The sequence below is a fragment of the Kaistia geumhonensis genome (assembly GCF_030815145.1).
GTDB lineage: Bacteria > Pseudomonadota > Alphaproteobacteria > Rhizobiales > Kaistiaceae > Kaistia > Kaistia geumhonensis.
The window spans coordinates 2,637,263-2,662,391 of record NZ_JAUSWJ010000001.1 but is presented as its reverse complement, the minus strand read 5'-3'; the positions used below and the strand labels follow the sequence as shown (position 1 = coordinate 2,662,391).

28 protein-coding genes and 1 tRNA gene are annotated in these 25,129 nt (G+C 68.1%); 11 read left to right on the top strand and 18 right to left on the bottom strand.

The window, feature by feature from the left end:
• The first annotated feature begins 38 nt into the window (after nt 1-38).
• Entirely contained in the window at nt 39-359 is a 321-nt protein-coding gene (gene trxA, locus QO015_RS12640) for a thioredoxin TrxA (protein ID WP_266279020.1), read from the top strand.
• Between the two features lie 60 nt (nt 360-419).
• Here trxA and QO015_RS12635 read toward each other — a convergent pair whose 3' ends face one another.
• The 12 genes from QO015_RS12635 to QO015_RS12580 form a co-directional block, all read right to left on the bottom strand.
• A complete protein-coding gene (locus QO015_RS12635; protein ID WP_266279022.1) occupies nt 420-1,394 on the bottom strand; it encodes an acyltransferase family protein in 975 nt (324 codons plus the stop codon).
• Nucleotides 1,395-1,423: 29 nt separating this feature from the next.
• A complete protein-coding gene (locus QO015_RS12630; RefSeq protein WP_266279024.1) occupies nt 1,424-2,743 on the bottom strand; it encodes a bifunctional folylpolyglutamate synthase/dihydrofolate synthase in 1,320 nt (439 codons plus the stop codon).
• 77 nt (nt 2,744-2,820) lie between these two features.
• Complete coding sequence (gene accD / locus QO015_RS12625) at nt 2,821-3,711, bottom strand: acetyl-CoA carboxylase, carboxyltransferase subunit beta (RefSeq protein ID WP_266279026.1); 891 nt, start codon at nt 3,709-3,711, stop codon at nt 2,821-2,823.
• A 28-nt stretch (nt 3,712-3,739) separates the two neighbouring features.
• Nucleotides 3,740-4,582 carry a tryptophan synthase subunit alpha gene (gene trpA, locus QO015_RS12620; RefSeq protein WP_266279028.1) on the bottom strand — a complete coding sequence of 281 codons (843 nt, stop codon included), beginning with the start codon at nt 4,580-4,582 and terminating at the stop codon, nt 3,740-3,742.
• A 79-nt stretch (nt 4,583-4,661) separates the two neighbouring features.
• A complete protein-coding gene (gene trpB / locus QO015_RS12615) occupies nt 4,662-5,882 on the bottom strand; it encodes a tryptophan synthase subunit beta (RefSeq protein ID WP_266279030.1) in 1,221 nt (406 codons plus the stop codon).
• Nucleotides 5,879-6,583: a phosphoribosylanthranilate isomerase gene (locus QO015_RS12610; RefSeq protein WP_266279032.1), complete on the bottom strand. Its 705-nt coding sequence runs from the start codon at nt 6,581-6,583 to the stop codon at nt 5,879-5,881. The genes trpB and QO015_RS12610 overlap by 4 nt, the downstream gene beginning before the upstream one ends.
• Before the next feature lie 61 nt (nt 6,584-6,644).
• Nucleotides 6,645-6,992, bottom strand: a complete 348-nt coding sequence (locus QO015_RS12605) for a lipopolysaccharide assembly protein LapA domain-containing protein (protein ID WP_266279033.1) — start codon at nt 6,990-6,992, stop codon at nt 6,645-6,647.
• 13 nt (nt 6,993-7,005) lie between these two features.
• A complete protein-coding gene (ihfB, locus tag QO015_RS12600) occupies nt 7,006-7,290 on the bottom strand; it encodes an integration host factor subunit beta (protein WP_266279034.1) in 285 nt (94 codons plus the stop codon).
• Entirely contained in the window at nt 7,287-8,282 is a 996-nt protein-coding gene (sppA, locus tag QO015_RS12595; protein ID WP_266279036.1) for a signal peptide peptidase SppA, read from the bottom strand. The genes ihfB and sppA overlap by 4 nt, the downstream gene beginning before the upstream one ends.
• 185 nt (nt 8,283-8,467) lie before the next feature.
• On the bottom strand, nt 8,468-10,165 hold the full coding sequence (rpsA, locus tag QO015_RS12590) for a 30S ribosomal protein S1 (RefSeq protein ID WP_266279038.1): 1,698 nt from the start codon (nt 10,163-10,165) through the stop codon (nt 8,468-8,470).
• A gap of 234 nt (nt 10,166-10,399) precedes the next feature.
• Nucleotides 10,400-11,044, bottom strand: coding sequence for a (d)CMP kinase (gene cmk, locus QO015_RS12585; protein ID WP_266279039.1), 645 nt, complete (start codon nt 11,042-11,044; stop codon nt 10,400-10,402).
• Nucleotides 11,041-12,438 carry a carboxyvinyltransferase gene (locus QO015_RS12580; RefSeq protein WP_266279041.1) on the bottom strand — a complete coding sequence of 466 codons (1,398 nt, stop codon included), beginning with the start codon at nt 12,436-12,438 and terminating at the stop codon, nt 11,041-11,043. Before QO015_RS12580 ends, cmk begins: the two co-directional genes overlap by 4 nt.
• Before the next feature lie 201 nt (nt 12,439-12,639).
• Between QO015_RS12580 and QO015_RS12575 the strand changes: the two genes are divergently transcribed.
• A complete protein-coding gene (locus QO015_RS12575; protein ID WP_266279042.1) occupies nt 12,640-13,035 on the top strand; it encodes a TIGR02300 family protein in 396 nt (131 codons plus the stop codon).
• A 119-nt stretch (nt 13,036-13,154) separates the two neighbouring features.
• Nucleotides 13,155-13,230 (top strand) — tRNA-Ala (locus QO015_RS12570).
• A 113-nt stretch (nt 13,231-13,343) separates the two neighbouring features.
• On the opposite strand, the gene QO015_RS12565 is transcribed toward QO015_RS12570, so the two are convergent.
• Nucleotides 13,344-13,628 (bottom strand): hypothetical protein, encoded by a 285-nt coding sequence (locus QO015_RS12565; protein ID WP_266279044.1) that lies wholly within the window; start codon nt 13,626-13,628, stop codon nt 13,344-13,346.
• A 269-nt stretch (nt 13,629-13,897) separates the two neighbouring features.
• On the opposite strand from QO015_RS12565, the gene QO015_RS12560 reads away from it, so the two are divergent.
• Both QO015_RS12560 and QO015_RS12555 read left to right on the top strand, forming a co-directional pair.
• Nucleotides 13,898-14,272, top strand: a complete 375-nt coding sequence (locus tag QO015_RS12560) for a hypothetical protein (protein ID WP_266279045.1) — start codon at nt 13,898-13,900, stop codon at nt 14,270-14,272.
• A 52-nt stretch (nt 14,273-14,324) separates the two neighbouring features.
• Nucleotides 14,325-14,522 carry a hypothetical protein gene (locus QO015_RS12555; protein ID WP_266279046.1) on the top strand — a complete coding sequence of 66 codons (198 nt, stop codon included), beginning with the start codon at nt 14,325-14,327 and terminating at the stop codon, nt 14,520-14,522.
• A 9-nt stretch (nt 14,523-14,531) separates the two neighbouring features.
• Here the strand turns inward: QO015_RS12555 and QO015_RS12550 are convergent, their stop codons facing one another.
• The gene (locus QO015_RS12550; RefSeq protein WP_266279048.1) at nt 14,532-15,488 is read right to left on the bottom strand and encodes a DMT family transporter; all 957 of its coding nucleotides are present in this window, start codon (nt 15,486-15,488) and stop codon (nt 14,532-14,534) included.
• Nucleotides 15,489-15,788: 300 nt separating this feature from the next.
• On the opposite strand from QO015_RS12550, the gene QO015_RS12545 reads away from it, so the two are divergent.
• From QO015_RS12545 to QO015_RS12525, 5 genes are all read left to right on the top strand, one after another.
• Entirely contained in the window at nt 15,789-17,057 is a 1,269-nt protein-coding gene (locus tag QO015_RS12545) for a DEAD/DEAH box helicase (RefSeq protein ID WP_307289999.1), read from the top strand.
• 53 nt (nt 17,058-17,110) lie between these two features.
• Nucleotides 17,111-17,317 carry a cold-shock protein gene (locus tag QO015_RS12540; RefSeq protein WP_073053266.1) on the top strand — a complete coding sequence of 69 codons (207 nt, stop codon included), beginning with the start codon at nt 17,111-17,113 and terminating at the stop codon, nt 17,315-17,317.
• Between the two features lie 8 nt (nt 17,318-17,325).
• Entirely contained in the window at nt 17,326-17,607 is a 282-nt protein-coding gene (gene infA, locus QO015_RS12535) for a translation initiation factor IF-1 (protein WP_266279052.1), read from the top strand.
• A 357-nt stretch (nt 17,608-17,964) separates the two neighbouring features.
• Nucleotides 17,965-18,468, top strand: a complete 504-nt coding sequence (locus tag QO015_RS12530) for a tellurite resistance TerB family protein (protein ID WP_266279054.1) — start codon at nt 17,965-17,967, stop codon at nt 18,466-18,468.
• A 73-nt stretch (nt 18,469-18,541) separates the two neighbouring features.
• The gene (locus QO015_RS12525; protein WP_266279055.1) at nt 18,542-19,237 is read left to right on the top strand and encodes a glutamine amidotransferase; all 696 of its coding nucleotides are present in this window, start codon (nt 18,542-18,544) and stop codon (nt 19,235-19,237) included.
• Nucleotides 19,238-19,259: 22 nt separating this feature from the next.
• Here the strand turns inward: QO015_RS12525 and QO015_RS12520 are convergent, their stop codons facing one another.
• Together QO015_RS12520 and QO015_RS12515 are read right to left on the bottom strand one after the other, a co-directional pair.
• Nucleotides 19,260-22,442 (bottom strand): efflux RND transporter permease subunit, encoded by a 3,183-nt coding sequence (locus tag QO015_RS12520; protein ID WP_266279056.1) that lies wholly within the window; start codon nt 22,440-22,442, stop codon nt 19,260-19,262.
• A 4-nt stretch (nt 22,443-22,446) separates the two neighbouring features.
• On the bottom strand, nt 22,447-23,613 hold the full coding sequence (locus QO015_RS12515) for an efflux RND transporter periplasmic adaptor subunit (RefSeq protein WP_266279057.1): 1,167 nt from the start codon (nt 23,611-23,613) through the stop codon (nt 22,447-22,449).
• Nucleotides 23,614-23,752: 139 nt separating this feature from the next.
• Between QO015_RS12515 and QO015_RS12510 the strand changes: the two genes are divergently transcribed.
• Nucleotides 23,753-24,154, top strand: coding sequence for an NUDIX hydrolase (locus tag QO015_RS12510; protein WP_266279058.1), 402 nt, complete (start codon nt 23,753-23,755; stop codon nt 24,152-24,154).
• A gap of 15 nt (nt 24,155-24,169) precedes the next feature.
• Here QO015_RS12510 and msrB read toward each other — a convergent pair whose 3' ends face one another.
• Together msrB and QO015_RS12500 are read right to left on the bottom strand one after the other, a co-directional pair.
• On the bottom strand, nt 24,170-24,571 hold the full coding sequence (gene msrB, locus QO015_RS12505) for a peptide-methionine (R)-S-oxide reductase MsrB (protein WP_266279059.1): 402 nt from the start codon (nt 24,569-24,571) through the stop codon (nt 24,170-24,172).
• 61 nt (nt 24,572-24,632) lie between these two features.
• Nucleotides 24,633-25,112 carry a MarR family winged helix-turn-helix transcriptional regulator gene (locus QO015_RS12500; protein ID WP_266279061.1) on the bottom strand — a complete coding sequence of 160 codons (480 nt, stop codon included), beginning with the start codon at nt 25,110-25,112 and terminating at the stop codon, nt 24,633-24,635.
• Nucleotides 25,113-25,129 lie beyond the last annotated feature (17 nt).

The window sequence follows — 25,129 nt, the reverse complement described above, 5'->3', positions numbered from 1 at the left end:
TTCGGCCCACCTTCCCTCAATCCCGCGCGAGGCTTTTCATGGCGACCGCCAAAGTAACCGACAGCTCCTTCGACACCGACGTTCTCGGTGCCAGCGGTCCCGTCGTCGTCGATTTCTGGGCCGAGTGGTGCGGCCCCTGCCGGATGATTGCGCCGGCGCTGGAGGAGATCCAGCAGGAGATGGACGGCAAGGTGACCATCGCCAAGCTCAACATCGACGAGAATCCGAACATCGCAGTGCGCTATGGCGTGCGCTCGATCCCGACGCTCATCCTGTTCAAGGACGGTGAGCCGGCCGCGATCCAGGTCGGCGCCGCGCCGAAGAACCGGCTGGCCGACTGGATCAAGAACGCGATCTGATCACGGTCTCAGGATCGATCGGAACGGGGCCTGCGGGCCCCGTTTTCATTTCGGCCGCGGTCAGGCGAGCGTCAACCGGGCCAGAAGGGCGTCATAGGCCTTCTGGGCCGTCCAACTGGTGGCCGCGACGATCGGCAGGGCGACCAGGACCAGAATGGCGGTCCGCGCCACGGGGCCGGTGAAAGGGATATGCTGCGCCAGCGCCTGGTAGATGGGGCGGTGCAGCAGATACATGAAGAAGCTGGCCGTGCCGAGTGCCGCGAGGACGGGCGATGGCGGGACCCGATTCGCGAGGGAAAGCGCGAGAAGGAGCAGTGCCAGCGCCAGCAGGGTCGCCATGGGCGCGGACAGGAGCGTACGTTCGATCGCCGGAACGGGTTGGCCGAGCGTCAGGACAATCGAGGCAAGCCCCAGCGCCGCCGATGCGAACAGCATCCATCGCGGCGGGAGCGGTTCGCGGGCGACCGCGAGGCCGATCGCGAAGCTCGGAAAATAGAGGGCGATCCGCGGATCCGTCGCAAGGCCGCCCCAGCCCGACAGCGCCGCGAGCAGCAGCATGACAGCGACCGCGACGAGGGCGCGCCGCGCGGCCGACGATCCGACGGAGAGCAGTGGCGTGATCAGGTAGAACAGCGCCAGCATCGCCACATACCAGAGCGTCAGCGGCGGCGGGCCGACGATCTCGCCGACCAGCAACATGGTGCGGATCGCCGTTGGCCAGGTTGTCAGGCCCATGAGGACGAAGCAGAGCACGGCCAGGACCAGCGGCGGATAGATGCGCAGCATCCGCCGCCGGTAGAAGCTGGCGATCGAGGCGCGTGTCGGCTCGACCGGTCGCAATCCGAGGAGATAGCCCGACAGCATGGTGAAGGTCGCGAGCAGCACGACGGTGACGCGGGTCGTCACTTCGTTGCGATAGAAGCCGCCTGCCACGGCATAGTTCATCAGATGCCAGAAGCCGACGATGTAGAGCATCGACCCGACGCGGAGGATATCCAGCGATGCGATGTGCCGTCTTTGGGCCTCGCGCATCATCGTCGCTCCCCTGACGCGATCGGGCTGGCTCAGCGCGGCGGCGTTCCGTTGAGGTCGAGGACGTCGCCGGCGAGATAGAGCGAGCCGCAGATGAGGATGCGCGGAACGGTGCCGGGCGGCAGCATGCGGCCAAGGGCGGCGAGCGCCGCCGGCACGTCGCTCGTCGCCTCCGCCTCGAGACCGGCCTCGCGCGCCGCCTCGGCAAGCTCGCGCGGGTCCCGGCCGGCCGACGAACTCGCGATGGGCACCGTGAAGACATGCGCGGCGAGACCCGCGAACGGTCGGAAGAAGCCGACCGGATCCTTGGTCTGGAGCATGCCGGCAACGAGATAGAGCGGGCGGGGCAACCGCTCCTCGAGATCGGCCACCGCCTCGGCGATGACCGCGCCGGCACCGGGATTGTGGCCCCCGTCGAGCCAGAGTTCGGCCTCGGGCGGCGCCAGCGCCAGAAGGGCGCCGGTCGAGAGGCGTTGCATGCGGGCCGGCCAGTCGACGCCCGACAGTCCCGCCTCGATCGCCGATTGCGGCACGGAAAGCGAGGAATGGCGGAGCGCCGCTACCGCATTGCCGGCATTGACGAACTGGTGGCGGCCGGGCAGGCGCGGCGCCGGCAGGTCGACGAGGCCGTGCTCGTCCTGGAAGACCAGCCGGCCGCGTTCGGCATGGGCGATCCAGTCGCGGTTGCCGACGAAGAGCGGCGCGCGCTTCCGCTCGGACTCGCGCTCGATTACCGCCAGCACTTCGGAAGTCTGCGGCGCCACGACGACGGGCCGTCCGCGCTTGATGATCCCCGCCTTCTCGCCGGCGATCATCTCGATGCGGTCGCCGAGGAAGCGCTCGTGATCCATGGAAATCGACGTGATCACCGAAACGTCGGGTGCGTCGATGACATTCGTCGCGTCATAGCGCCCGCCGAGCCCCACCTCGAGCAGCGTCACATCGGCGGGATGCGCGGCGAACAGAGCGAAGGCGGCCGCGGTGGTGATCTCGAACTGGGTGATGGGCGCGCCGTCGTTCAGCCGCTCGACATCGGTCAGCGTCGCCACCAGCTCGTCCTCGCTCACATGCTGGCCGCCGCCGGGGCGGCCGAGCCGGATGCGCTCGTGGAAGCTGACGAGATGCGGCGAGGTGTAGACATGGACGGTCCGCCCGCTCGCCTCCAGCATGGCGCGCAGGAAGGCGGTCGTCGATCCCTTGCCGTTGGTGCCGGCGATGTGGAAGACGGTGCCGAGCTTCCTCTCGGGATGGCCGAGCTTCTCGAGGAGGGGCAGCAGCCGCTCCAGCGAGAGGTCGATATCCTTCGGATGCAGGCGGAACAGCCGCTCGAGGATCGCGGCGCTGTAGTCCATGGTCGAAAGTCCTTCGGGCAGGTCTCGGCGGGCCGCAGGCCGCGGCCCGGAATGCGCCGGTGTGCTGTTCGCGCTCCCTAGGTTGCGAGCGCGACGGCCCTGCTCTCGGCGGCGGGCTGCGGCTTCGGCCCCAAAAGGGCGCAGAGCCGGGCGATGGTCGGGCGCAGTTCGTGCCGGTGCACGACCATGTCGACCATGCCATGCGCGAAGAGATATTCGGAGCGCTGGAACCCTTCCGGCAGCTTCTCCCGGATCGTCTGTTCGATGACGCGCGGCCCGGCGAAGCCGATCAGCGCGCCCGGCTCGGCGATCTGGATGTCGCCAAGCATGGCATAGGAGGCGGTGACGCCGCCCGTGGTCGGGTTGGTCAGCACGACGATATAGGGCAGCCGCGCGTCGCGCAGCGCCAGAACGGCCGCGGTGGTGCGCGGCAGCTGCATCAGCGAGAGAATGCCTTCCTGCATGCGGGCGCCGCCCGAGGCGGCGAACATCACGAAGGGCTGCTGGCGCTGGACCGCCGTCTCCATGCCGGCGATCACCGCCTCGCCGGCGGCCATGCCGAGCGAGCCGCCCATGAAATCGAAGTCCTGCACGGCGGCGACGAGCGGCACGCCCTCGACGAAGCCGGCGCCGACCAGGACCGCATCCTGAAGCCCGGTCTTTGTGCGGGCATCCTTCAGGCGGTCGGTGTAGCGCTTCTCGTCGCGAAACTTCAGCGGGTCGATCGCGACTTCCGGCAGGGGGATCGCCTCGTAGCGGCCCTCGTCGAAGAAATGGGCGAGCCGTTTCGGCGCCGTCATGCGCATATGGTAGCCGGAATTCGGCACCACATAGTGGTTGGCCTCGAGATCGCGCAGGAAGACGAGTTCCCCGGACTCAGGATCCTTGATCCAGAGATTCTCCGGGACCTCGCGCTTGTTGAGCAGGCTCTTGATCTTCGGACGGACGACGTCGTTGATCCAGCTCATCTGAAGAACACTCCTTGCTTGCCGGCGCTCACGCGGCGCTGAGGCTGCGGGCGGCGCGGACGCCCTCGGCGAGCTGCGAGACCAGCGCGACGACCGCGGACACCGTGCCCTCCGTCGCCTTGCCGCCTTCGTCGAGCGAGGCCGCGATCGCCTGCACGATCGCCGAACCCACCACGACACCGTCGGCATTCGCGCCGATCGCCGCCGCCTGCTCCGCCGTACGGACGCCGAAGCCGACCGCGACCGGCAGGTCGGTATGCCGCTTGATGCGGCCGACCGCCTCGGCAACGCGCGAGTTGTCCGGCGCCGCCGAGCCGGTGATGCCGTTGATCGAGACGTAATAGACGAAGCCCGAGGTGTTGGCGAGCACCGCCGGCAGGCGGCGGTCATCGGTCGTCGGGGTCGCGAGGCGAATGAAATTGAGGCCCGCCTTCAGCGCGGGAATGCAGAGCTCGTCGTCGGCCTCCGGCGGCAGGTCGACGATGATGAGGCCGTCGACCCCGGCCTCCTTGGCCTCCGCGACGAAGGCTTCCGATCCGCGTGCATAGATGGGGTTGTAGTAGCCCATCAGCACGATCGGGGTCTCGTCGTCGATCTGGCGGAAAAGGCGCACAATCTCGAGCGTCTTCGCCATGGTCTGGCCGCCCTTCAGCGCCCTGAGCCCCGCCGCCTGGATCGCCGGACCGTCGGCCATCGGGTCCGAGAACGGCATGCCCAGCTCGATGACGTCGGCGCCGGCGCCGGGCAGCGCCTTGAGGATCGACAGCGTCGTCGCCTGGTCGGGATCGCCGGCCGTGAAGAAGGTGACGAGCGCCGGCCGGCCCTCGGCCTTGACGGCAGCGAAGCGGCGGTCGATGCGGGTGTTGCTCATGGGTCGTCTCACTCGAAGAATGGCGCCCGCACGCGCGCGGCGGCGGCGATCGGAGGATGCAGGCTGCGGCGGGTGGGGCTCAGAGTTCCAGGCCCGTCAGCTTGCCGACCGTGTGGATGTCCTTGTCGCCGCGTCCGGAGAGGTTGACGAGGATGATCGCGTCGCGGTCCATGGTCGGCGCGCGCTTGATCGCCTCGGCGATGGCATGCGCGGATTCGAGCGCCGGGATGATGCCCTCGGTGCGGGTGCAGACCTGGAAAGCGTCGAGCGCCTCGTCGTCGAGGATCGGCACATAGTCGACCCGGCCGGTGTCGCGCAGCCAGGAATGCTCCGGGCCGACGCCGGGATAATCGAGCCCGGCCGAGATCGAGTGGCCCTCGAGGATCTGGCCGTCCGCGTCCTGCAGAAGATAGGTGCGGTTGCCGTGCAGCACGCCCGGCCGGCCGGCATTCATCGAGGCGCAGTGCTCGTCGCCCTCGAGGCCATGGCCGCCGGCCTCGACGCCCACGATCGCGACCGAGGCATCGTCGAGGAAGGGATGGAAGAGGCCGATGGCGTTCGACCCGCCGCCGACGGCGGCGATGATCATGTCGGGCAGGCGTCCCTCCTGCTCCAGCATCTGCGCCCGCGCCTCGGTGCCGATCACCGACTGGAAGTCGCGCACGAGCTCGGGATAGGGATGCGGGCCGGCGGCGGTGCCGATCAGGTAGTAGGTGTCCTCGACATTGGTCACCCAGTCGCGGAGCGCCTCGTTCATCGCGTCCTTGAGCGTTCCGTTGCCGGCGGTGACGGGCTTCACCTCGGCGCCGAGCAGCTTCATGCGGAAGACGTTCGGCTTCTGCCGCTCGACATCCGTCGCGCCCATATAGACGACACAGGGGAAGCCGAAGCGGGCCGAGACTGTCGCCGAGGCGACGCCGTGCTGGCCGGCGCCCGTCTCGGCGATGATGCGCGTCTTGCCCATGCGGCGGGCGAGCAGGATCTGGCCGAGGCAGTTGTTGATCTTGTGGCTGCCGGTGTGGTTGAGGTCCTCGCGCTTGAAGAAGATGCGCGCGCCGCCGAGATGGCGGGTCAGGCCCTCGGCGAAATAGAGCTTGGACGGCCGCCCGGCATAATGGGTCGAGAGCGCCGAAAGCTCGGCCGCGAAGGCCGGATCGGCTTTCGCATCCTCATAGGCCTTTTCGAGCTCGAGGATCAGCGGCATCAGCGTTTCGGCGACATAGCGCCCACCGAAGATGCCGAAATGGCCACGGTCATCCGGGCCGGTGCGGAACGAATTGGGCAGTTGCGGAGCGGTCACGTGGTGGTCCCCTCGCCGGACGATGCCGGCACGCTGTCGGCGCCGCTGCGCGCGGCCGCGATGAAAGCTTCGATCAGTGCCGCGTCCTTGACGCCCGGCGCGGTCTCGACACCCGACGAGACGTCCACACCGCGGGTGCCGGTACGCGCGATCGCCTCGGCAACATTGCCAGCATCGAGCCCTCCGGACAGCATATAGGGCAGCGCCGGGTCAAGACCATCGAGCAGCGACCAGTCGAAGACGCGCCCGTTGCCGCCCGGCAGCGCCGCACCGGCCGGCGCCTTGGCGTCGAGCAGCAGCCGGTCGGCGACGCCGGCATGGGCGGCCACCTCGGCGAGGTCGTCTGGGCCGCGGATGCCGATCGCCTTGAGGACGCCGAGCCCGAACCGATCCTGCAACGCGGCGACCCGCTCGGGCGGCTCCTTGCCATGCAGCTGCAACCAGTCGGGCCGGACGGCCGCGACGATCGCCGCGATCTCGTCATCGCCCATGTCGACGGTGAGCGCGACGATCTCGGCCCGGCCGGCCACGCGGCCGGCGAGTGCGCTGCCCGCCTCCAGCGAGACCGCGCGCGGGCTCTTGGGGAAGAAGTTGAAGCCGATCATGTCGGCACCGGCGCCGAGCGAGGCCTCGAGGGTCTCGGGCGTGGAAATCCCGCAGATCTTCACGATCACGGGCGGAGTGGATCTAGGACCGGACATGGGTCTCGTTTGCCATGAAAGCCGCGGAGAGTCCAACCGCGGCAGGTCCGGTCGGGCCGGTTCAGGCTGCGTCGCGTCGGACGATCGGGAGCGTCGCGGCGGGAGAGGAAGCGGCGGCGGCGCGATAGGCCTCGTTCTCCCGCTTCACCACCTTCGCCTCGCGCTTCAGGCTGCGCGCCTGGCGACGCCATCGACCCTGTCCGAACCAGGCGCCGACGCCGCCGATGACCACCCCGACCAGCAGGGCGGCGAAGACGAGCACATAGAGCGGCAGCGTGAGCGCGGCGGCCGGCGCGTCGCCGTTGAAGGGATCGAGCGACAGGGTGACGCCATGCCGATTGGCCACCGCCAGCGCCACGAGGACGACGGCGAGCGGGACGAGGATGACGGCGGCGATCACACGCTTCATAGGGCGAGGGGTCCTATTCGTCCGGATTGAGACGCTCGCGCATCTCCTTGCCGGTCTTGAAGAAGGGCACGAACTTCTCCGTGACCTCAACCTTGGTACCCGTCCTCGGGTTGCGTCCCTGCCGCGCGGGCCGGTTCTTCACGGAGAAGGCGCCGAAGCCGCGCAGCTCCACCCGGTCGCCCCGGGCCAGAGCATCGACGATCTCGTCGAGGATCGAGTTCACGATATGCTCGACGTCGCGCTGGTAGAGATGCGGATTCTGCTCGGCAATCCTCTGGACAAGCTCCGACTTGATCATCGCACTGCCCCTTCCGCGCCGCCCTCGGAGGGAGCCTGCCAAACCGAAAGAAGACCGTCAAGCTGCAGCCGGGGCAACCATGAGGGGAGAAGCGCTCCGTCGAGCGCGTCAGGCGCGAGACCGAGCTGGCGCGCGAAGACGCGCAACACCGCCGCGGAGAAGAGGCCGGGCCGGTCGCTCTCCTTCTCCCATTCGACGACCCTGAGGGCCGGGTCGATGCCTTTTTCCTTGACCAGCCAGTCGAGCGCCTCGTCTTCGCCGCCGATGGCGTCGACGAGGCCGGCGGCCTTGGCCTGCTGGCCCGAATAGACGCGCCCGTCGGCCAGCGTCACGGCGGTCGGCCGGTCGAGCTTGCGCCGCTCGGCGACGATGTCGACGAACCAGTTGTAGGTGTCGTCGATGAGGCTCTTGATCACGGCGAGCGATTCCGGGCTGGCCGGCTGGAAGGGCGAGGGCGCGGCCTTGAGTGGCGAGGATTTCACCTCGGTGAGGCCGATCCCGAGCTTCTTCATCGCTTCCGACAGTTCAGGCGACTGGAACAGGACGCCGATCGAGCCGGTGATCGACGAGCGGTAGGCGAAGACCTGATCGGTGGCGATGGCGGCCATATAGGCGGCGGAGGCGCCCAGCGTCTTGATCGAGGCGACGGTCGGCTTGCGGGCGGAGAGGGCGCGCAGCTTGTCGTAGAGCGCCTCGCCGCCGACGGTGGCGCCGCCGCCGGAATCGATCGAGACAATGACGGCGCGCACCGCATCGTTCCTGGCGAGACGGTCGATGAGCTCGAGCTGCTCGCGGTCGTCGGTGATGAAGCCGTCGATCGAGATGCGCGCTACGTGCGGCATCGCCCGCCCGGCAAGCCGCTCCGGCCCCGCGGCGAGCATGGCCGCGACGACGACGGCGGCGATGAAGGCGAGGACGCCCAGCACGCGCCAGAAGACGAGCTTACGCCGCAGGCGCCGCCGCTCGATGATGTCTTCCGCTCCCAAGGCCATCTCTCGCTCCTGCCGCCCGTCCCTCGTCGCGCATTTTGCGACGTCCAGTTAGCCCCTTTGTGGCCGCGACGCAAATGCGCGATCGGCAAGGCTTTGCCGGGAAAGGCTTTTTGACGCCTGAAAAGCGAAACGCCCCGGCCGATGGCCGGGGCGTTCCAGGTTTCTTCCGCAGGAAGCGGGGAGGCTTACTCGTCGTTCTGACGGGCCTTCAGGGCCGCGCCCAGGATGTCGCCGAGCGAAGCGCCCGAGTCGGACGAACCGAACTGCGCCACGGCTTCCTTCTCCTCGGCGATTTCGAGCGCCTTGATGGAGACGGAGACCTTGCGGGCCTTCTTGTCGAAGTTGGTGACGCGGGCGTCGACCTTCTCGCCGGGAGCGAAGCGCTCGGGGCGCTGCTCCGAACGGTCGCGCGACAGATCGGCGCGACGGATGAAGGTGGTGAGATCGGAGTCCGCGATGCGAACCTCGATGCCGCCCTCGTTCACCGCGATGACCTCGCAGGTCACGACGGCGCCCTTGCGGATCTCGCCCGAAGCCTCGACGAACGGATCGCCGCCGACCTGCTTGATGCCGAGCGAGATGCGCTCCTTGTCGATGTCGACGTCGAGCACCTGCGCCTTGACCATGTCGCCGCGGTTGTACTCGTCGATGACCTGCTCGCCCGGACGGTTCCAGTCGAGGTCCGACAGGTGGACCATGCCATCGACGTCGCCGTCGAGGCCGATGAACAGACCGAACTCGGTCTTGTTCTTGACCTCACCCTCGACGATCGAGCCGACCGGATACTTGTCGGAGAAGGTCTCCCACGGATTGGCGAGCGTCTGCTTGAGGCCGAGCGAGATGCGGCGCTTGACCGGATCGACCTCGAGGATGACGACTTCGACTTCCTGAGAGGTGGAGACGATCTTGCCGGGATGGACGTTCTTCTTCGTCCAGGACATCTCGGAGACGTGGATCAGGCCCTCGATGCCCGGTTCCAGTTCGACGAACGCACCGTAGTCGGTGATGTTCGTGACGCGGCCCGAGAACTTGGCGTTGACCGGATACTTCGCCTCGATGCCCGACCACGGATCGGCCTCGAGCTGCTTCATGCCGAGCGAGATGCGGTGCGTCTCGTGATTGACGCGGATGATCTGCACGCGGACGGTCTGGCCGATCGAGAGCACCTCGGTCGGATGGTTGATGCGACGCCAAGCGATGTCGGTGACATGCAGGAGGCCGTCGATGCCGCCGAGGTCGACGAACGCACCGTAGTCGGTGATGTTCTTGACGACGCCCTCGATGATCTGGCCTTCCTCGAGGCTCTGCACCAGCTCCGAACGCTGCTCGGCGCGGGTCTCTTCGAGGACGGTACGGCGCGACACGACGATGTTGCCGCGGCGCTTGTCCATCTTGAGGATCTGGAAGGGCTGCGGCGTGTGCATCAGCGGGCCGACGTCGCGCACCGGGCGGATATCGACCTGCGAACGCGGCAGGAAGGCGACGGCGCCGTCCAGGTCGACGGTGAAGCCACCCTTGACCTGGTTGAAGATGACGCCCGTGACCTTCTCGTTCTTGTTGAACTGCTCCTCGAGGCGGACCCAGCTCTCTTCGCGGCGCGCCTTGTCGCGCGAGAGAACGGCTTCACCGAGGGCGTTCTCGACGCGCTCGAGATAGACCTCGACGACGTCGCCGACCTGGATCGGCTGATCGCGGCCGGGGCCGTTGAATTCCTTGAGGGCGACACGTCCCTCGGTCTTCAGGCCGACGTCGATGACCGCGAGATCCTTCTCGATCGCGACGACGGTGCCCTTGACGACGCTGCCCTCGAACAGGTCTTCCTTCTGGAAGGACTCCTCGAGCAGGGAAGCAAAATCTTCGCGGGACGGATTGGTAGAGGCCATGAAAACTCCTGGTGCCATGACTGGCATGCGCCGGCGGCTCGTGTTTCGGGATCAGGGACTGGCCTCGCCACGCATCAATGCGGGCTGGCCCCGTGAGGGGCGGACCGACGCTTCCGGACCGGCACCTGATGATAAATGGCCGCGCGCGGCGCTTTCGCACCGCCTCGCAGACCCGCGCTCTATATAGGGTGGCCTTGGCCGCGGCAAGCCGATTCCAGCCTTCGGAAGCCGAATTTAGGCCGTATTCGTGCCGATTTGGCCCCGTTTCGCGTCGATGATATCGACGGCGGCGCGGAACACGCCGTCGATATCGAGCGCGCTGGTATCGATGAGCACGGCGTCTTCGGCCTTTCGGAGCGGCGCGGAGGCGCGGCCGGCGTCGCGCTCGTCGCGCTCGCGGATCTCCGCGAGGATGCGTTCATAGTCGACGTCGCGCCCCTTGGCGTTGAGCTCGTCGGTCCGCCGCCGGGCCCTCACCTCGGGCGAGGCGGTGACATAGAGCTTCACATCGGCATCGGGGCAGATCGCGGTGCCGATGTCGCGGCCGTCGAGCACGGTGCCGGGCTTTCGAAGGGCGAAGGCGCGCTGGAACTCGACGAGCGCCGACCGCACCGGGGGGTGCACCGCGACGCGCGAGGCGCGTTCGCCGGCCTCGCGACCGCGCAGTTCCCCTTCCGCGAGATGTGAGGGGTCGAGCGCCCGCGCGACATCACCCGCCGCCGCGGCGTCGTCGAGATCGAGCCCGCGCTCGGCCATCTGGTGGCCGACCGCGCGATAGAGAAGACCGGTATCGAGATAATGGTAGCCGTAATGGGCCGCGAGGCGCGCCGCGAGCGTCCCCTTGCCGGCGCCGGCCGGTCCGTCGATGGCAATGATCATGCTGCTGTACTGTCCGTTGACGCGATGGCGGCTCCGAGCGAGCCCATCGCGACGGCGAAGCCCGGCCAGTCGGCGACCGCGGTACCGGCGTCCTCGATCACCACGCCCTCTTCCGCGCGAAGGCCGAGCACCAGAAGCGCCATCGCCAGGGCGCCATCGCCGGGGGCGGCGAGCCTGGACCCGCCGGCGATCCGTTCGGCGCCGGTGATGGCGAGCGATTCCGGTCCTTCCTCGCAGGCGACGCCGCAGGCCCTGAGGGTGGTCACGAGCGCGCCGATCGGATCGCCCGCCCGTCGCCGCAGCGCGCCGAGGCCCTCGATGACGGTGCGGCCGTCGGCGAAGGCCGCCGCCACGGCCAGTGCCGGAAGGACGTCGAACAGAGCGGCGGCGCGGGCGGGCGCGACGGTGACGGCCTTCAGCGGGCCGGCCGCGACGACGAGATCGGCCACCGGCTCGCCCGCCGCCATGTGCCGGTCCGAGAGCGTGATCGTCGCGCCCATCGCTGTCAGCGTCTCGACGAGAGCGAGGCGGGAGCGACCCATCGCGGCGCCCCTAAGCCTTACCGCCGATCCCTCGACGATGAGGGCGGCGACCATCGGAAAGGCAGCGAGCACGGGGTCGCCGGGAATGACGAGCTTCTGCGGCTTCAGATCGCGCCGTCCCTCGAGACGGAGGGTGCGCGCGCCGTCCGTCGAGTCCTCGATCTCGAGCGCCGCGCCGAAGGCCGGCAGCAGCGTCTCGATGGCGTCGGGCGCCGTCGCGGCTTCCGTGAGGCTGGTCACGCCCGGCGCCGAAAGCGCCGCCAGCAAAAGCGCCGCCTTGGCCTCGGCGGCGGCGTCCGAAAGCTTGAGATCGGCCGGCAGCGGCGTTTCGGGACCGCGCACGGAGAGCGGCAGGCGGTCGCGCGAACGGCTGATGATGCCGACGCCCATGCGGCGCAGCGGGTCGATGATCCTTGTGAGCGACTCGGCGCGCCCCGCGCGGCCGCCGGTGAAAGTCGTCGCGAAGCCGTGGCCGGCCGCGAGGCCGAGGAGCAACTCCGCCGTCGCGGCGCGGTCGCCGCAATCGATCACCGCTTCCGGCTCCAGCAGGCCGCCGACGCCGAGCCCGCGGACCGTGATCCGGTCGTCGCCGGCGTAACTCGCTTCGGCGCCGAAAGCGCGCAGCGCGGCAAGCATCGGGTCGAGATCGGCGGACGGCGAGATGCCGGAAAGGACCGTCTCGCCGATGGCGAGGGCGCCGAGCGCGAGGGCGCGGCTGGCGACGCCCCGATCGCCGGGCAGCGCCAGCGTGCCCGCAAGAGGTCCCGACGGGCGGCTGCCGAGCGCGCCGCGGCTCGCAACGTCGTGCCGCGCGGGAGCGGCAGGGTCCGGAAGGGGTGGTGTCGAGATCATCGGCTCCCCGGCACATGCGCGCCCCGGGATGGAGGCATCGCCTGCTGGTGCGATAGCATGGGGGCCGGAACCCCGCCAGCTTCAGGCCCAGCAGGATCGACGGCGAGGACTTGCTTCTAGACCTTCCATGCATGATTTGCTTTTGACAGGGCGGGGCCGAAGCTTTAAGGGACCCCGCTCGCTCAACCGATGAGGCACGACGTGGCGAAACCGGAACTCGGCACAAAGCGTGTCGACCCCGAGACGGGGAAGAAATTCTACGATCTGAATCGCGACCCGATCGTCTCGCCCTATACCGGGCAGTCCTATCCGCGGTCCTTCTTCGAGGCCGGCCCCGTCCGTGCCCGTCCGTCCACGGCTCGTGACGTCGAGGAAGAGGATCAGGACGAGGAGGAGGCGCCCGAGGCCGCCGAGTTCATCAGCCTCGAGGAGGCCGATTCCGAGGCGGGCGATGCCGGCGCGGTCGAGACGGACAGCGAGGACGAGGATGTTGTGATCGGCGAGGACGAGCCGGACGACGTCTTCATCGAGGAAGAGGAAGAAGAGGGCGACGACGTCACCGACATCATCGGCGGCGTCGACGACGAGGAGCCGTAAGGCTCGCGCCCTCGATCGATGCGTGCCTGTGGGTATCTCGATCGGGGCTTGATTTAGCTGGCGGCGCGGTCTAGAGATCGCGCCGCGCCGGAGGGAGCCCAAGCCCTCCAGGAAACGGCGGGGCCATAGCTCAGTTGGGAGAGCGCTTGAATGGCATTCAAGAGGTCAGGGGTTCGACTCCCCTTGGCTCCACCAATTTCCAGACCGTGACGAACAGGCCGCCTTCGGGCGGCTTTGTCATTTCTGCCTCTCCCCTGTCTTTGACTGGCGGCCATCGGCCGGCAGCGCCCGCGATCGACGGGCGACGATCACTCGGCGCCGCCGCCACCATGCGCATCGGCGAACGCGATGCCGGCCTGCGTTTCCGCGATCGCCTGCTGGACCAGGCGGATCGCCGTCTCCCGGTGGCCGCCCTTGTTCGGCGTCGATTCGCGCAGCGAGGCGAGGGCGTCGTAGAGCGATGACAACGCGCGTTCCATATTGCCCTGATAGGCTTGCGCCTCGGCCGCTCCGGCCGCCACAGCCGCGGTGGCGACGGCGCCGGCGGCAGCGATCCTGAAGACGCCTCGGCGGCTGGGGATATCGTCGGTCATGTCGTTTCCTTCCTGTCGATTCGGAGTTGTCGAGGCGAGCTCACGTCGCGCGATCGGCATATCCCGCGTCGACCGCACCGAGCAGTCTACGTGAAGTTCGCTGCTTGTCGCGTTCCGACCGTGCTCGGCGTCCCGCCCCTATCCGCCTCCGATCCCGAACGGAAAATGGCCGCCCCGGCGTATCTCTCGGCAGGGGACGCCGGATCTCCCTTGCAACGGGGCGCAGGCGTCGCCACATCGTTTCGCGATCGGAGGATTGTCACAGGGCGATGCAGACAGAGCGAACCATCTACATTTCCGGCCGCAGCCGCGGTCTCGGCTGGAAGGAGAAGCTGCAACTGGCGCTTCTCGGCCTCGCCGGCGGTGCAGTGCTCATCGCGGCGTTCGTGTTCTCGCTGGCACTCGCATTGATCCTCGTTCCGATCGGCTTCGTCGCCTGGCTGTTCCGCCGCGCGCTGCTGCGCGCCGCGCTCAGGCGGATGCAGGCGGGGATCGATGCCGCCGCGGCGGGTGGCGCCGGCGCGCCCGGTCGGCCGCCGCGATATGACGAGCCGCAGCGCCCGGGCCCTGCTGCTGGCGGGGTTACCATCGACGCCGACTACACCGTCGTCGAGCCGCGCGACCGCGGCCCGTCGCAGCGCTGACGGAAACATTCGCGCCGACGGGCATTGTCCCTTCGAAAGAAGGAGTCACGCCATGTCCAGCCGTTTCGACAACGACATCATCGACCGCCCGGGTGCAGCACAACGCGACCCGGTGGCCAATGCGCCACGGAAGTCGACCGAAGACGCCCGCCAAGGCGAAACGCGCAACGAAATGCGCTACGTCCTCGGCTTCGGCGTCGCCGGCGTGGTCGTCGCCTTCGCGATCATCTATGCGATCTTCTGGCTCTGACGGACCCGGTCAGGGTTGGGCGGACATGGTCTGCCCGACCTCCTCGGCCACCGTTTCGCCGCTTCCCGCCTTCGCATCCTTCTGCTCGCGCAGGAAAATGTAGAGTCCGGCAGCGACGATGATCAACGCGCCGATGATAAGGTTGAGCTTCGGCGCGTCGCCGAAGAACACATAGCCGAAGAGGCCGGCCCACAGGATCATCGTGTACTGGTAGGGCACGACGACCGAAGCCGGGGCGAGCTTCAGCGAGCGGTTGACGCAGAGGCTGGCGACAAGGGCGACCACGCCCACCAGAGAGAGCAGCCCGAAATCGCGCAGCGTCGGCGTCACCCAGGCGAACGGCGCCGTGACCGCGCCGGCCATCATGGCGGCCGTCGTGGTGAAGGCCAGCAGCGTGCTGTCCTTGGTCCCGCGCAACTGCCGCGTCACCAGCATCAGCACGGCGAACACGAAGGAGCCGGTGATGGCGACGAAGGCTGGCGGCGTCAGGCTCGCCGCCGACGGCTTCAGCACGATGATTACGCCGACGAAGCCGACGAGGATCGCCGCCCAGCGTCGCGCGTCGATCCGCTCCTTGAGCACGAGCGCCGACAGCGCCGCCACATAGATCGGGCCGGCAAGGTAGTAGGTCATGACATCGGCCAGCGGCAGGTAGCGCACCGACCAGTAGAAGAACCCGACCTCGAGCGTCGCCAGCGCGACGCGGGCGAGCTGGACCCATGGCCTGGGCGCCGCCATCAGCCCCCTGATGCCGCCGTCTCGATGGACGAAGGGCGCGAGCAGCACCAGCGCCGCGATCGAGCGGAACAGCAGCACCATGCTCACGGAATAGGTGCCGACCAGCCACTTCCCGAGCGCGTCGTTCAGCGAGAACAGGAAGATCCCGAGGATCATGAGAAGGATGCCGAGCACCGGCCCGGACAGGGCGGCGCGGCGGGATCCGGCGGCGGATGGGGGGGAGGACATCTCTATCAGGGCGGGCGTTCGGGAAGCGGCAGTCTGCATGGAACGATCGCGAAGGCAACCGAAGAGCATGCTGCGATGCGGCATCCCGAGATTCCGGTTGCATTTCCGGCCCCGAGACGGCATATAGCGCTCGACGATCATCGTGATCGCGCTGTCTCATCCACTGTCGGCTCTCGGGAGCCGTGGTCGATGGGTCTTCCCGCCGGACAGGCGGGCACGATCCGGTCCTCTGGCCCCATCGCGCGTGGGCCGGGACATACCGTCGGATGCAGATGGCATCCGCGCAGTTAGGCTTTTTTCTTGAATCAATCGAAAAATTTCGCGGATTTGGCCCTCGCCGAACCGCTGCTGCGTGCGCTTGGCGCGGCTGGTCTCGTGACCCCGACGCCGATCCAGGCAGAGGCGATCCCCGCGTTGCTCGAAGGTCGCGACATGCTCGGCATCGCGCAGACCGGCACCGGCAAGACCGCCGCTTTCGGCCTTCCCCTTCTCCAGCATCTCGCCCGCCGCGCCGAAGGCCTGCAGCCGAAGAGCGTGCGTGCCCTGATCCTCGCGCCGACCCGCGAACTCGCCATGCAGATCGACGAGGAGCTGCGCAAGTTCGGCCGCTTCCTCGGCATCCGCCATGCGCTCGTCTTCGGCGGCGTTGGCCACACCCCGCAGATCCGCGCCCTCGAAAAGGGCGTCGACATTCTGGTCGCGACCCCCGGCCGCCTGCTCGATCACCTCGATTCCGGCGTCGTGAAGCTCGACCGCGTCCAGTATCTCGTCCTCGACGAGGCCGACCGCATGCTCGACATGGGCTTCGTGCGCGACGTCATGAAGATCGTCGGCCGCCTGCCCGAGGAGCGGCAGTCGCTGCTGTTCTCGGCCACCATGCCGGCCGAAGTCGCCCAGCTCTCGAAGCGCATCCTCAAGGATCCGCTCCGGGTCGAGGTGACGCCCGAGGTGGTGACGGTCGAACGCATCGACCAGCGCCTCTACCATGTCCCGGCCGGCGAGAAGCGCGGCTTCCTCGTCGATCTTCTGTCCGACGAGACCATGCGCCGGGTCATCGTGTTCACGCGCACCAAGCACGGCGCCGACCGTGTGGCGCAGCATCTTTCCAAGGCTCGCATCGAGACTCTCGCCCTGCACGGCAACAAGTCCCAGGGTGCGCGCCAGAAGGCTCTCGCGGGGTTCAAGGACGGCAGTCTCCGCGTGCTCGTCGCGACCGACATTGCCGCACGCGGCATCGACGTCTCCGACGTGACTCACGTCGTCAATTTCGACCTCCCCGACGAACCGGAAGCCTATGTCCATCGCATTGGACGGACGGCCCGCGCCGGTCGCGAAGGGGTGGCTTACTCTCTCTTCGACGCTGGCGAATCCCAGCGGCTGAAGGCGATCGAGCGGCTCATCCGCCGCCCGATCCCGGAGGTCGCGACGCGATACAAGCTCCATGCGCCCAGCTCCCGCCCGGTCGCCGACAGCGACCGTGGCGCCGATCTGCAGCGCGAAGGGCGTCCCATGCCTCAAAAGAGCAAGAAAAACCGGTGGCGCAGCCAACAACGCCGCCGCGCGGCTTGACGTCGAAGGCGTCGGCAGCAAAGTTCTCTACCGCCAGACTGAAGGAGATTTCCATGGCGACGGGTACTGTTAAGTGGTTCAACGCGACCAAGGGCTACGGTTTCATCCAGCCCGATCAGGGTGGTCAGGACGTGTTCGTCCATATCAGCGCCGTTGAGCGCGCTGGTCTGTCGACGCTCCGCGACGGCGCCAAGATCTCCTACGAGCTCGAGACGGATCGCCGGGGCAAGACCTCCGCGACGAACCTGAAGGTCTCCTGAGGAAGCCCATGGCGAAGGAAGAAGCGCTCGAGTTCGAAGGAACCGTCGTCGAGGTCCTGCCCGACGCGAAGTTCCGCGTGGAACTCGAGAATGGGCATGTCGTCGTCGCCTACACGGCGGGCCGGATGAAGAAGAATCGAATCAAGACCCTGGCGGGTGACCGCGTCACGGTCGAGATGACGCCATACGATCTCGATCGTGCAAGGCTGGTCTTCCGGCACAAGGGCGAGTCGATGGCTCCGCCATCGTCGAAAACGCCCTTCCGCGGTGGCGCGGCGCGGCGCCGCTGATTCCGACGCAAGCTACGATCACGGGCGGCGCGGTCTCCGCGCCGACCCTTCCGGTGGAGAGCGCGGAGCGCCGTCGGCTCCGCCTCTCGCCCGCCCGGCGCGCCGGGCGGTGATGCCTGGCAAAGCGTGCCTCGTCCCCTTGCCTCGGGCAGCCGATTTGGCTAGCCTTCCTGCATTGGTTCCGTGATCTGCAGCCTCGTGGCGGTCGCGTGACATTTGTTTGTTTCAGAATCTGGTTGTAAATCCATTCATGCGTTCGGGCGCGCTTGAGGCCCGGGCACCATCTCTACGAGCATTTATCCAGAGCGCCGCCGGTGATGAGCCGGCGGTTTGTTTTTGTGCCGCGCGGGATCGATCATGCTGAAGGCCCTGAAGAGCTTCCTGTCCGAACTGACCGGCGAGGGCGGCGAGGCCCGCCGTTTCGGCGCCGACGACACGCGGCTCGCTTCCGCGGCGCTGCTCTATCATGTGATCGCCATCGACGGGACGGTGTCCCCGTCCGAGCGCCAACGTCTGCACGACCTGCTGATGAGCCGGTACGGGCTCGGCTCCGAGGAGACCGATACGCTGATCGAGGAGGCGCAGGTCGCCGACCAGGAAGCGGTCGATCTTTTCCGTTTCACGCAGGTGCTGAAGGACCGGATGCCGGAGGACGATCGCGCGGCGATCATCGCCATGATGTGGGACCTCGTCTTCCAGGACGGAACCCTGCACGAATTCGAGGACAACACGATCTGGCGCGTGGCCGAGTTGCTCGGCGTGCCGAGCAATGTCCGCCTGCAGCTGAAGCGAGCGGCCCGAGACGGCGGTCTCGCCTCCGCCGACGGCGCCTTTTTCGGCAGGCCGATGCGACCAACTTGAACTGGTGGCACGGCGTCGCTTCCGCTAGCCTTTTGCGCGTGGCCGCCGCAGAGCGGCGCTTTCGTGCGGCGCGATGAAACCACCCGTCCTGATCGTCCTACACCAGGAGCATTCTACACCCGGCCGGGTGGGGCTGCGCCTCGTCGAGCGCGGCCATCGTCTCGACATCCGCCGGCCGCGCTTCGGCGACCCACTGCCCGAGACGCTGGCGGACCACGCCGGGGCCATCGTGTTCGGCGGTCCGATGAGCGCCAATGACGACGAGGACTATGTCCGCCGCGAGATCGACTGGCTGGCGGTTCCGCTCGCCGAGAAGGCGCCGCTGCTCGGCATCTGCCTCGGGGCGCAGATGCTGGCGCGTCATCTCGGGTCCCCGGTCGGCCAGCGCGGCGACGGGCTGGTGGAGATCGGCTACTACCCGCTGAAGCCGACCGACGAAGGGGCGGCGCTGTTGCCATGGCCGAGCAAGGTCTATCAGTGGCACCGCGAGGGCTTCGACCTGCCGCCCGGGGCCGAGCTGCTCGCCACCGGCGATCTCTTCGCCAACCAGGCCTTCCGCTACGGTCCGACCGCCTTCGGGCTCCAGTTCCACATCGAATTGACGCTGCTGATGATGAACCGCTGGACGACCCGGGGCGCCGAGCGCTTCGCGCTGCCCGGCGCGCAGGGACGCCACGCGCATCTCGAGGGGCGGGCGCTCTACGACGCCGAATGCTCCGCCTTCCTCGACCGCTTCCTCGAAATGTGGCTGGCGCTGCCGCGGGGCTGACGCGCCACGCGCTCTCTGCCGCTCAGTGCGCCTCGGGCGCTGCGCTGCCCCCGGCGGGGCCGCCCGTCTTGTCGCCCGTCTTGCCTCCGGTCTTGCCGGTACCCTTCACCTTCTCGCGCAGCGCCTGGAAGGTGACGTAGAGCGCGGGAATGGCGAAGATGCCGAGGATCGAGGCGGCGAGCATGCCGCCGAACACCGGCGAGGAGACGTTGCGACGCGCCAGCATCGCCGCGCCGCTGCCGAAGACGAGCGGAACGAGGCCGAGGATGAAGGCGAAGGACGTCATCATCACGGGACGGAAGCGCAGCCGCGCGCCCTCGATCGCCGCGTCCAGAAGCGGCATGCCATGTTCGCGCCGCTCCTTGGCGAACTCGACGATCAGGATGCCGTTCTTCGCGGCGAGGCCGATCAGCACGATGAGGCCGATCTGGGCATAGAGGTCGAGCGTCAGATGCCCGAGCACGAGCGCGATGAAGGCGCCGAGAATGCCCACCGTCACCGACAGCAGCACCGGCACCGGGATCGTCCAGCTCTCGTAGAGGGCGACGAGGAACAGGAAGGCAAACAACACCGCGAAGCCGAGAATGACCGGCGTCTGGCCCTCGGCCCGCTTCTCCTGGAAGGAGATGTCGGTCCATTCGCCGCCATAGCCGGCGGGGAGCGAGGCAGCGGCCACGCCTTCCATCGCGGCCAGGGCCTGACCTGACGAGACGCCGGGCGCCGGACTGCCTTGAACGGTGACGGCCAGCTTGTTGTTGTACCGGATCAGCGCCTGCGGCCCGAGCACCACGCGCGTCTCGACGAGGCTTCTGAGCGCGATCATCTCGCCCGTCTTGCTGCGGACGTTGATGCGGCTGATATCGCCGATCGACTTGCGGTCCGATGCCTCGGCCTGGACCTGAACCTGCCAGGTGCGGCCGAACAGGTTCATGTCGTTGACATAGGCGCCGCCGAGCGAGGTCTGCAGCGCGGAGAAGATGTCGGAGATGTCGACGCCGAGGATCTGCGCCTTGTCGCGGTCGATATCGAGGAAGATCGACGGGTTGGAGGCCGAGAAGGACGAGAACACGCGCGTCAGCTGCGGATCCTGGTTGGCGGCGACGAGAAGGCCGCGCAGCACCTGCGCCAGCGCCGCCGGGTCGTTGTTCGACAGCGCCCTGAGCACATAGGTGAAGCCGCCGCCCGTGCCGAGGCCGATGATCGGCGGCGGCGCCAGCGGCAGCGCACGGCCTCCGGTGACGGTGGCGAGCTTCGGGGTCAGGCGTGCCATGATGGCGGCCGCCGACTCGGAGGGCTCCGTCCGCTCGTCGAACGGCTTCAGCGAGACGATGACGAAGGCCGCGTTGGGCTGCGAATAGCTGTCGACGAAGTTGAGGCCGATGATCGAGGAATAGTCGGCGATCGTCGGCTCCTGCTTGAGGATCTCCTCCACCTGCGAGACGACCGCGCCGGTGCGGCCGATCGAGGCGCCGTCGGGCGTCTGCACGAGCACGAAGAAGGCCCCCTGGTCTTCCTCGGGGAGGAAACCGGTGGGCGTGATCTTCGCGAGGCCATAGATGCCGGCGAGCGAGGCCGCGACCATCACGAGGCCCAGGATCGCGACGCGCACCAGCTTCGCCACCAGCGTGCCATAGGTGTCGCGGACATGGTCGATGCCGCGCATGACGGCGCCGATCGGGCCGCGGCGCGGACCGTGATGGGGCTTCAGCAGGATCGCGCAGAGCGCCGGCGACAGCGTCAGCGCGTTGATCGCGGAGAGGAACATCGACACCGCGACGGTCACGGCGAACTGGCGGAACAGTTCGCCCGTGATGCCGCCCAGGAAGGCGACCGGCACGAAGACCGACAGCAGCACCAGCGTGATGCCGATGATCGGCGCCGTGATCTCGCGCATCGCCTCCTTGGTAGCCTCTGCCGGCGAGAGCTCCGGCTTCTCGGCCATCTTGGCCTCGACGGCCTCGACGACGACGATCGCGTCGTCGACAACGATGCCGATGGCGAGGATGAGGGCGAGCAGCGAGACGGTGTTCGCCGAATAGCCGACCGCGTTCAGAACGATGAAGGTGCCGATGAGGCTGACGGGTACGGCGAGCGTCGGGATCAGCGTGGCGCGCAGATTGCCGAGGAACAGGAACACGACCAGCACGACGAGGATGAAGGCCTCGACGAGCGTGTGCTCGACGACCTCGATCGTGGCGGTCACGAAGGTGGTCGGGTCGTAGGTGACCTTCCAGATGAGGTCGTCGGGGAAGTTCTTCTGCGCTTCGTTGAGCTTCGCCTCGACGGCGGCGAGCGTCGACAGCGCGTTGGCGCCGGGCGACTGGTAGATGCCGATCAGCGTCGCGGGCTGGCCGTTCAGGCGGGTCGAGCGGTCGAGATTGGCGGCGCCAAGTTCGACCCGGGCGACGTCGGAGAGGCGCAGAACCGATCCGTCGGGATTGGTGCGGATGACGATCTTGTTGAAGTCGTCGACGGACGAGAGGCGGCCCTTGGTCTGGATGTTGAGCTGCAGCTGCTGGTCGTCCGAGACCGGCCGCGCGCCGATGCGGCCGACGGCGGCCTGCACGTTCTGGCTGCGGATGGCGTTGACGACATCGGCCGTGGTGAGGCCGAGGCCGGTCAGCCGGTCGGTCTGCACCCAGGCCCGCATCGCATAGTCCTGCGGGCCGAACAGGCGTGCGTCGCCGACGCCGGCGGTGGCGCGGATGTCGTCGACGAGATTGATCGTCGCGTAGTTGGAGATGAAGAGTTCGTCGTTAGTGCCCTTCGGCGAGGTCAGCGCGATCACGCCGAGCAGCGCCGAGGACTGCTTCTTGACCGTGACGCCCTGCTTCTGCACGTCCTGCGGCAGTTTGGAGAGCGCGACCTGGACGCGGTTGTTGACGTTGACCGCGTTGATGTCGGGATCGGTGCCGAGCTCGAACGAGACGGTCAGCGTGTAGCTGCCGTCATTGCCCGAGACGCTCTTCATGTAGATCGCCTTGTCGACGCCGACGATCTGGCTTTCGAGCGGCTGGGCGACCGTGGACTCGACGACCGACGCCGAGGCGCCGGGATAGAAGGTGGTGACCGACACCTGCGGCGGCACGATGTCGGGATATTGCGCGATCGGGATCGCCATCAGCGACAGAGCGCCGGCGACGACGGTGATCAGTGCGATGACGATGGCGAAGCGGGGTCGGTCGACGAAGAGCGAGGAGATCATGGCGTCAGCCCGCGCCCGGGAGCGTCGCCGCCGGATAGGGCGCGACCGGGGTGCCGGGGCGCAGCGTCGTCATGCCCTCGACGATCACCTGGTCGCCCGGCTCGAGGCCGCTCTCGACGGTGGCGCCGGTTCCGCTCTCGGTTCCGAGCGTCACGCGGCGGACGGCTGCCTTGCCGTCCTCGACGACGAAGACATAGACGCCCTTCTGGTCGGCGATCAGCGCCGCCTGCGGGATGACGATCTGCTCGACCGGCGCCTCGAGCTGCAGCGAGACGTTGACGAGCTGCCCGTCGATCAGCCGCCCCTTCGGATTGGGCACGACGGCGCGCACGGTGACGCTGTCGGTGGCGCGGTCGACCGTGACGCCGATGAAGTCGATCTTTCCGGTCTGGTCGTAGAGGGAGCCGTCCGAGAAGCGGATGATCGCTTCCAGCAGGTCGCCGCCGCGGGCGCGGTCCTCCTCCTGCAGCGACAGGAACTCGCGCTGGCTGACGGGAATGGTCACATACATGGGGTCCTGGCTGACGATGGTCGTCAGCACCCCGCTGTTCGGCCCGACGACATTGCCGCGGGTGACGCTGGTGCGCCCGATCAAGCCGGCGATCGGCGATCGAATCTCGGTATAGCCGAGATTGATGCGGGCATTCGCGACATTGGATTCGCCGATCACGACGTCGCCCTTCGCGGTGAGCTGCTCGGCGAGGCGCTGGTCGCGGGTCGCCTGCGTGCCGGTCTGCGACTTCAGCAGTTCCTCGGCGCGGGCGAGCTGCGCATCGGCGAAGGCGGCCTGGCCGCGCGCCTTGTCGAGCGATCCCTCGGCCTGCGACAGGGCGGCCTCGAAGGGTTCGCGCTCGATCCGGTAAAGGAGGTCGCCTTCCTTGACCATCTGCCCGTCCTTGAAGAGGACGTCCTGCAGGTAGCCGGTGACGCGGGCGCGGATCTCGACCCGCTCCTTGGCCTCGATGCGGCCGACGAATTCCTTGGCCGGATTGATCGGCTTCAGCTCCGCGGCGACCGTACCGACCCGAACCGGCTGCGCCGCATCGGGCGTGGTCTGGGCGAAGGCCGAGGAAGGCGGAGCGAGAAGGAGAGCCGCCACCATCATCGCCGCGCCGAGCCGCGGTGCATGCCGCGCCGCCCCCGTCACGAGGTTTCGACCGCCCTTCGTCATCGCAAATTCCCCGACTGCCTTCCACGCCGCGGGGAGAGCCCGCCGCACGCGCATTGTGCAGGAAGCGCGACCCTGTTGGAAGCCTCGCCCGCCGTGCACAGGCGAGTTAGGCTCCGGCCATCGGGACAGGAGCAATCGCGTGGACCAGGTGATTCGGATCGCGGCGGGGCTGATCGTCGATGCGGACGGACGGGCGCTCGTCGTGCGCAAGCAGGGCGCCGCCGTGTTCATGCAGCCGGGCGGCAAGATCGAGCAGGGCGAAAGCCCGGCGGCGGCATTGATCCGCGAACTCGGCGAGGAACTTGGCCTCGTCGTCGCGGCCGAGAGCCTGGAGCCGCTCGGCCGCTTCTCGGCGCCCGCTGCCAACGAGGCCGGATTCACGGTCGTGGCGGACCTCTTCCGCGTCCCCTATGCCGGCGGCGCCAAGCCGGGTGCCGAGATCGCCGAGATCGCGCTGGTCGATCCGTCGGCGCCGGATCGACCGCTGGCCGAGCTGTCGCGGCGGCATATCCTGCCGCTCGCGACGCCGATGGCCGACTGAGTCCGGAGCCTCGCGTCAGGCCGGCTCGAAGTTCATCGCCACGCCGTTGATGCAGTAGCGCAGATAGGTCGGCGCGGGGCCGTCGTCGAAGACGTGGCCGAGATGGCTGCCACAGCGCGCGCAGTGGACCTCGGTCCGCACCATGCCGTGGCTGCGGTCGGTGTCGGTCTCCACTGCGCCTTCGATGGGGTCGTTGAAGCTCGGCCAGCCGGTGCCGCTCTCGAACTTGCCGCCCGAGGCGAACAGCGGCTGGCCGCAGCCGGCGCAGGTGAAGGTGCCGGCGCGCTTCTCGTGCAAGAGGGCACAGCTGCCGGGATACTCCGTGCCGTGCCGGCGCATCACGCGATACTGCTCGGGCGTCAGCAGGCTGCGCCACTCCTCGTCGCTGTGCGTCACCGGAAAATGTCTTTCGAGCATGGTCACCTCCTCGTCGGAAAGGACAGGACAAGCGGCACGCGCCGGCGCGCCGGAACAGGAATCAGCCGGCCGCGGCCTCGAGCCGGCGACGCAGGGCCGTGACCGAGGCCGTGAGCGCCTCGGCTTCTTCCGCGGTCATTCCGAGCGCCTCGCCGATGCAGCGGGGCACGTCTCGGGCCTGCGATTCGAGCGCCCGACCGCCTTCGGTCAGGCGAATGCGGACCTGGCGCTCGTCATCCGCGTCGCGACGGCGCACGACATGGCCGAGACTTTCGAGCCGCTTCAGCAGCGGCGTCAGCGTGTTGGATTCGAGCAGCAGCCGCGCGCCGAGTTCGCCCACAGTCTGATCGTCCTTCTCCCACAGCGCCACCATGGCGAGGAACTGGGGATAGGTGAGGCCGAGCGGGTCGAGCAGTGGCCGGTAAAGGCGGCTGAAGGCGTGGCTGGTTGAATAGAGCGCGAAGCAGATGAACGAGCCGAGCGTCAGCGAAGGCGCCTCGCCACCCCTCCTTTCACGCTCCGATCCGTCCCGCTCACTCATGATGCTCCAGATAGGTC

Coding starts and splice junctions, on each gene's coding strand:
- msrB (WP_266279059.1), bottom strand. CDS start 24,571: ATGCTCGAAAGACATTTTCCGGTGACGCACAGCGACGAGGAGTGGCGC.
- ihfB (WP_266279034.1), bottom strand. CDS start 7,290: ATGATCAAGTCGGAGCTTGTCCAGAGGATTGCCGAGCAGAATCCGCAT.
- QO015_RS12635 (WP_266279022.1), bottom strand. CDS start 1,394: ATGATGCGCGAGGCCCAAAGACGGCACATCGCATCGCTGGATATCCTC.
- QO015_RS12560 (WP_266279045.1), top strand. CDS start 13,898: ATGCAGACAGAGCGAACCATCTACATTTCCGGCCGCAGCCGCGGTCTC.
- QO015_RS12530 (WP_266279054.1), top strand. CDS start 17,965: ATGCTGAAGGCCCTGAAGAGCTTCCTGTCCGAACTGACCGGCGAGGGC.
- QO015_RS12520 (WP_266279056.1), bottom strand. CDS start 22,442: ATGATCTCCTCGCTCTTCGTCGACCGACCCCGCTTCGCCATCGTCATC.
- QO015_RS12610 (WP_266279032.1), bottom strand. CDS start 6,583: ATGTCCGGTCCTAGATCCACTCCGCCCGTGATCGTGAAGATCTGCGGG.
- QO015_RS12525 (WP_266279055.1), top strand. CDS start 18,542: ATGAAACCACCCGTCCTGATCGTCCTACACCAGGAGCATTCTACACCC.
- QO015_RS12630 (WP_266279024.1), bottom strand. CDS start 2,743: ATGGACTACAGCGCCGCGATCCTCGAGCGGCTGTTCCGCCTGCATCCG.
- infA (WP_266279052.1), top strand. CDS start 17,326: ATGGCGAAGGAAGAAGCGCTCGAGTTCGAAGGAACCGTCGTCGAGGTC.
- trxA (WP_266279020.1), top strand. CDS start 39: ATGGCGACCGCCAAAGTAACCGACAGCTCCTTCGACACCGACGTTCTC.
- QO015_RS12540 (WP_073053266.1), top strand. CDS start 17,111: ATGGCGACGGGTACTGTTAAGTGGTTCAACGCGACCAAGGGCTACGGT.
- QO015_RS12605 (WP_266279033.1), bottom strand. CDS start 6,992: ATGAAGCGTGTGATCGCCGCCGTCATCCTCGTCCCGCTCGCCGTCGTC.
- QO015_RS12555 (WP_266279046.1), top strand. CDS start 14,325: ATGTCCAGCCGTTTCGACAACGACATCATCGACCGCCCGGGTGCAGCA.
- QO015_RS12565 (WP_266279044.1), bottom strand. CDS start 13,628: ATGACCGACGATATCCCCAGCCGCCGAGGCGTCTTCAGGATCGCTGCC.
- rpsA (WP_266279038.1), bottom strand. CDS start 10,165: ATGGCCTCTACCAATCCGTCCCGCGAAGATTTTGCTTCCCTGCTCGAG.
- accD (WP_266279026.1), bottom strand. CDS start 3,711: ATGAGCTGGATCAACGACGTCGTCCGTCCGAAGATCAAGAGCCTGCTC.
- QO015_RS12550 (WP_266279048.1), bottom strand. CDS start 15,488: ATGTCCTCCCCCCCATCCGCCGCCGGATCCCGCCGCGCCGCCCTGTCC.
- QO015_RS12580 (WP_266279041.1), bottom strand. CDS start 12,438: ATGATCTCGACACCACCCCTTCCGGACCCTGCCGCTCCCGCGCGGCAC.
- cmk (WP_266279039.1), bottom strand. CDS start 11,044: ATGATCATTGCCATCGACGGACCGGCCGGCGCCGGCAAGGGGACGCTC.
- QO015_RS12500 (WP_266279061.1), bottom strand. CDS start 25,112: ATGAGTGAGCGGGACGGATCGGAGCGTGAAAGGAGGGGTGGCGAGGCG.
- sppA (WP_266279036.1), bottom strand. CDS start 8,282: ATGGCCTTGGGAGCGGAAGACATCATCGAGCGGCGGCGCCTGCGGCGT.
- trpA (WP_266279028.1), bottom strand. CDS start 4,582: ATGAGCAACACCCGCATCGACCGCCGCTTCGCTGCCGTCAAGGCCGAG.
- QO015_RS12515 (WP_266279057.1), bottom strand. CDS start 23,613: ATGACGAAGGGCGGTCGAAACCTCGTGACGGGGGCGGCGCGGCATGCA.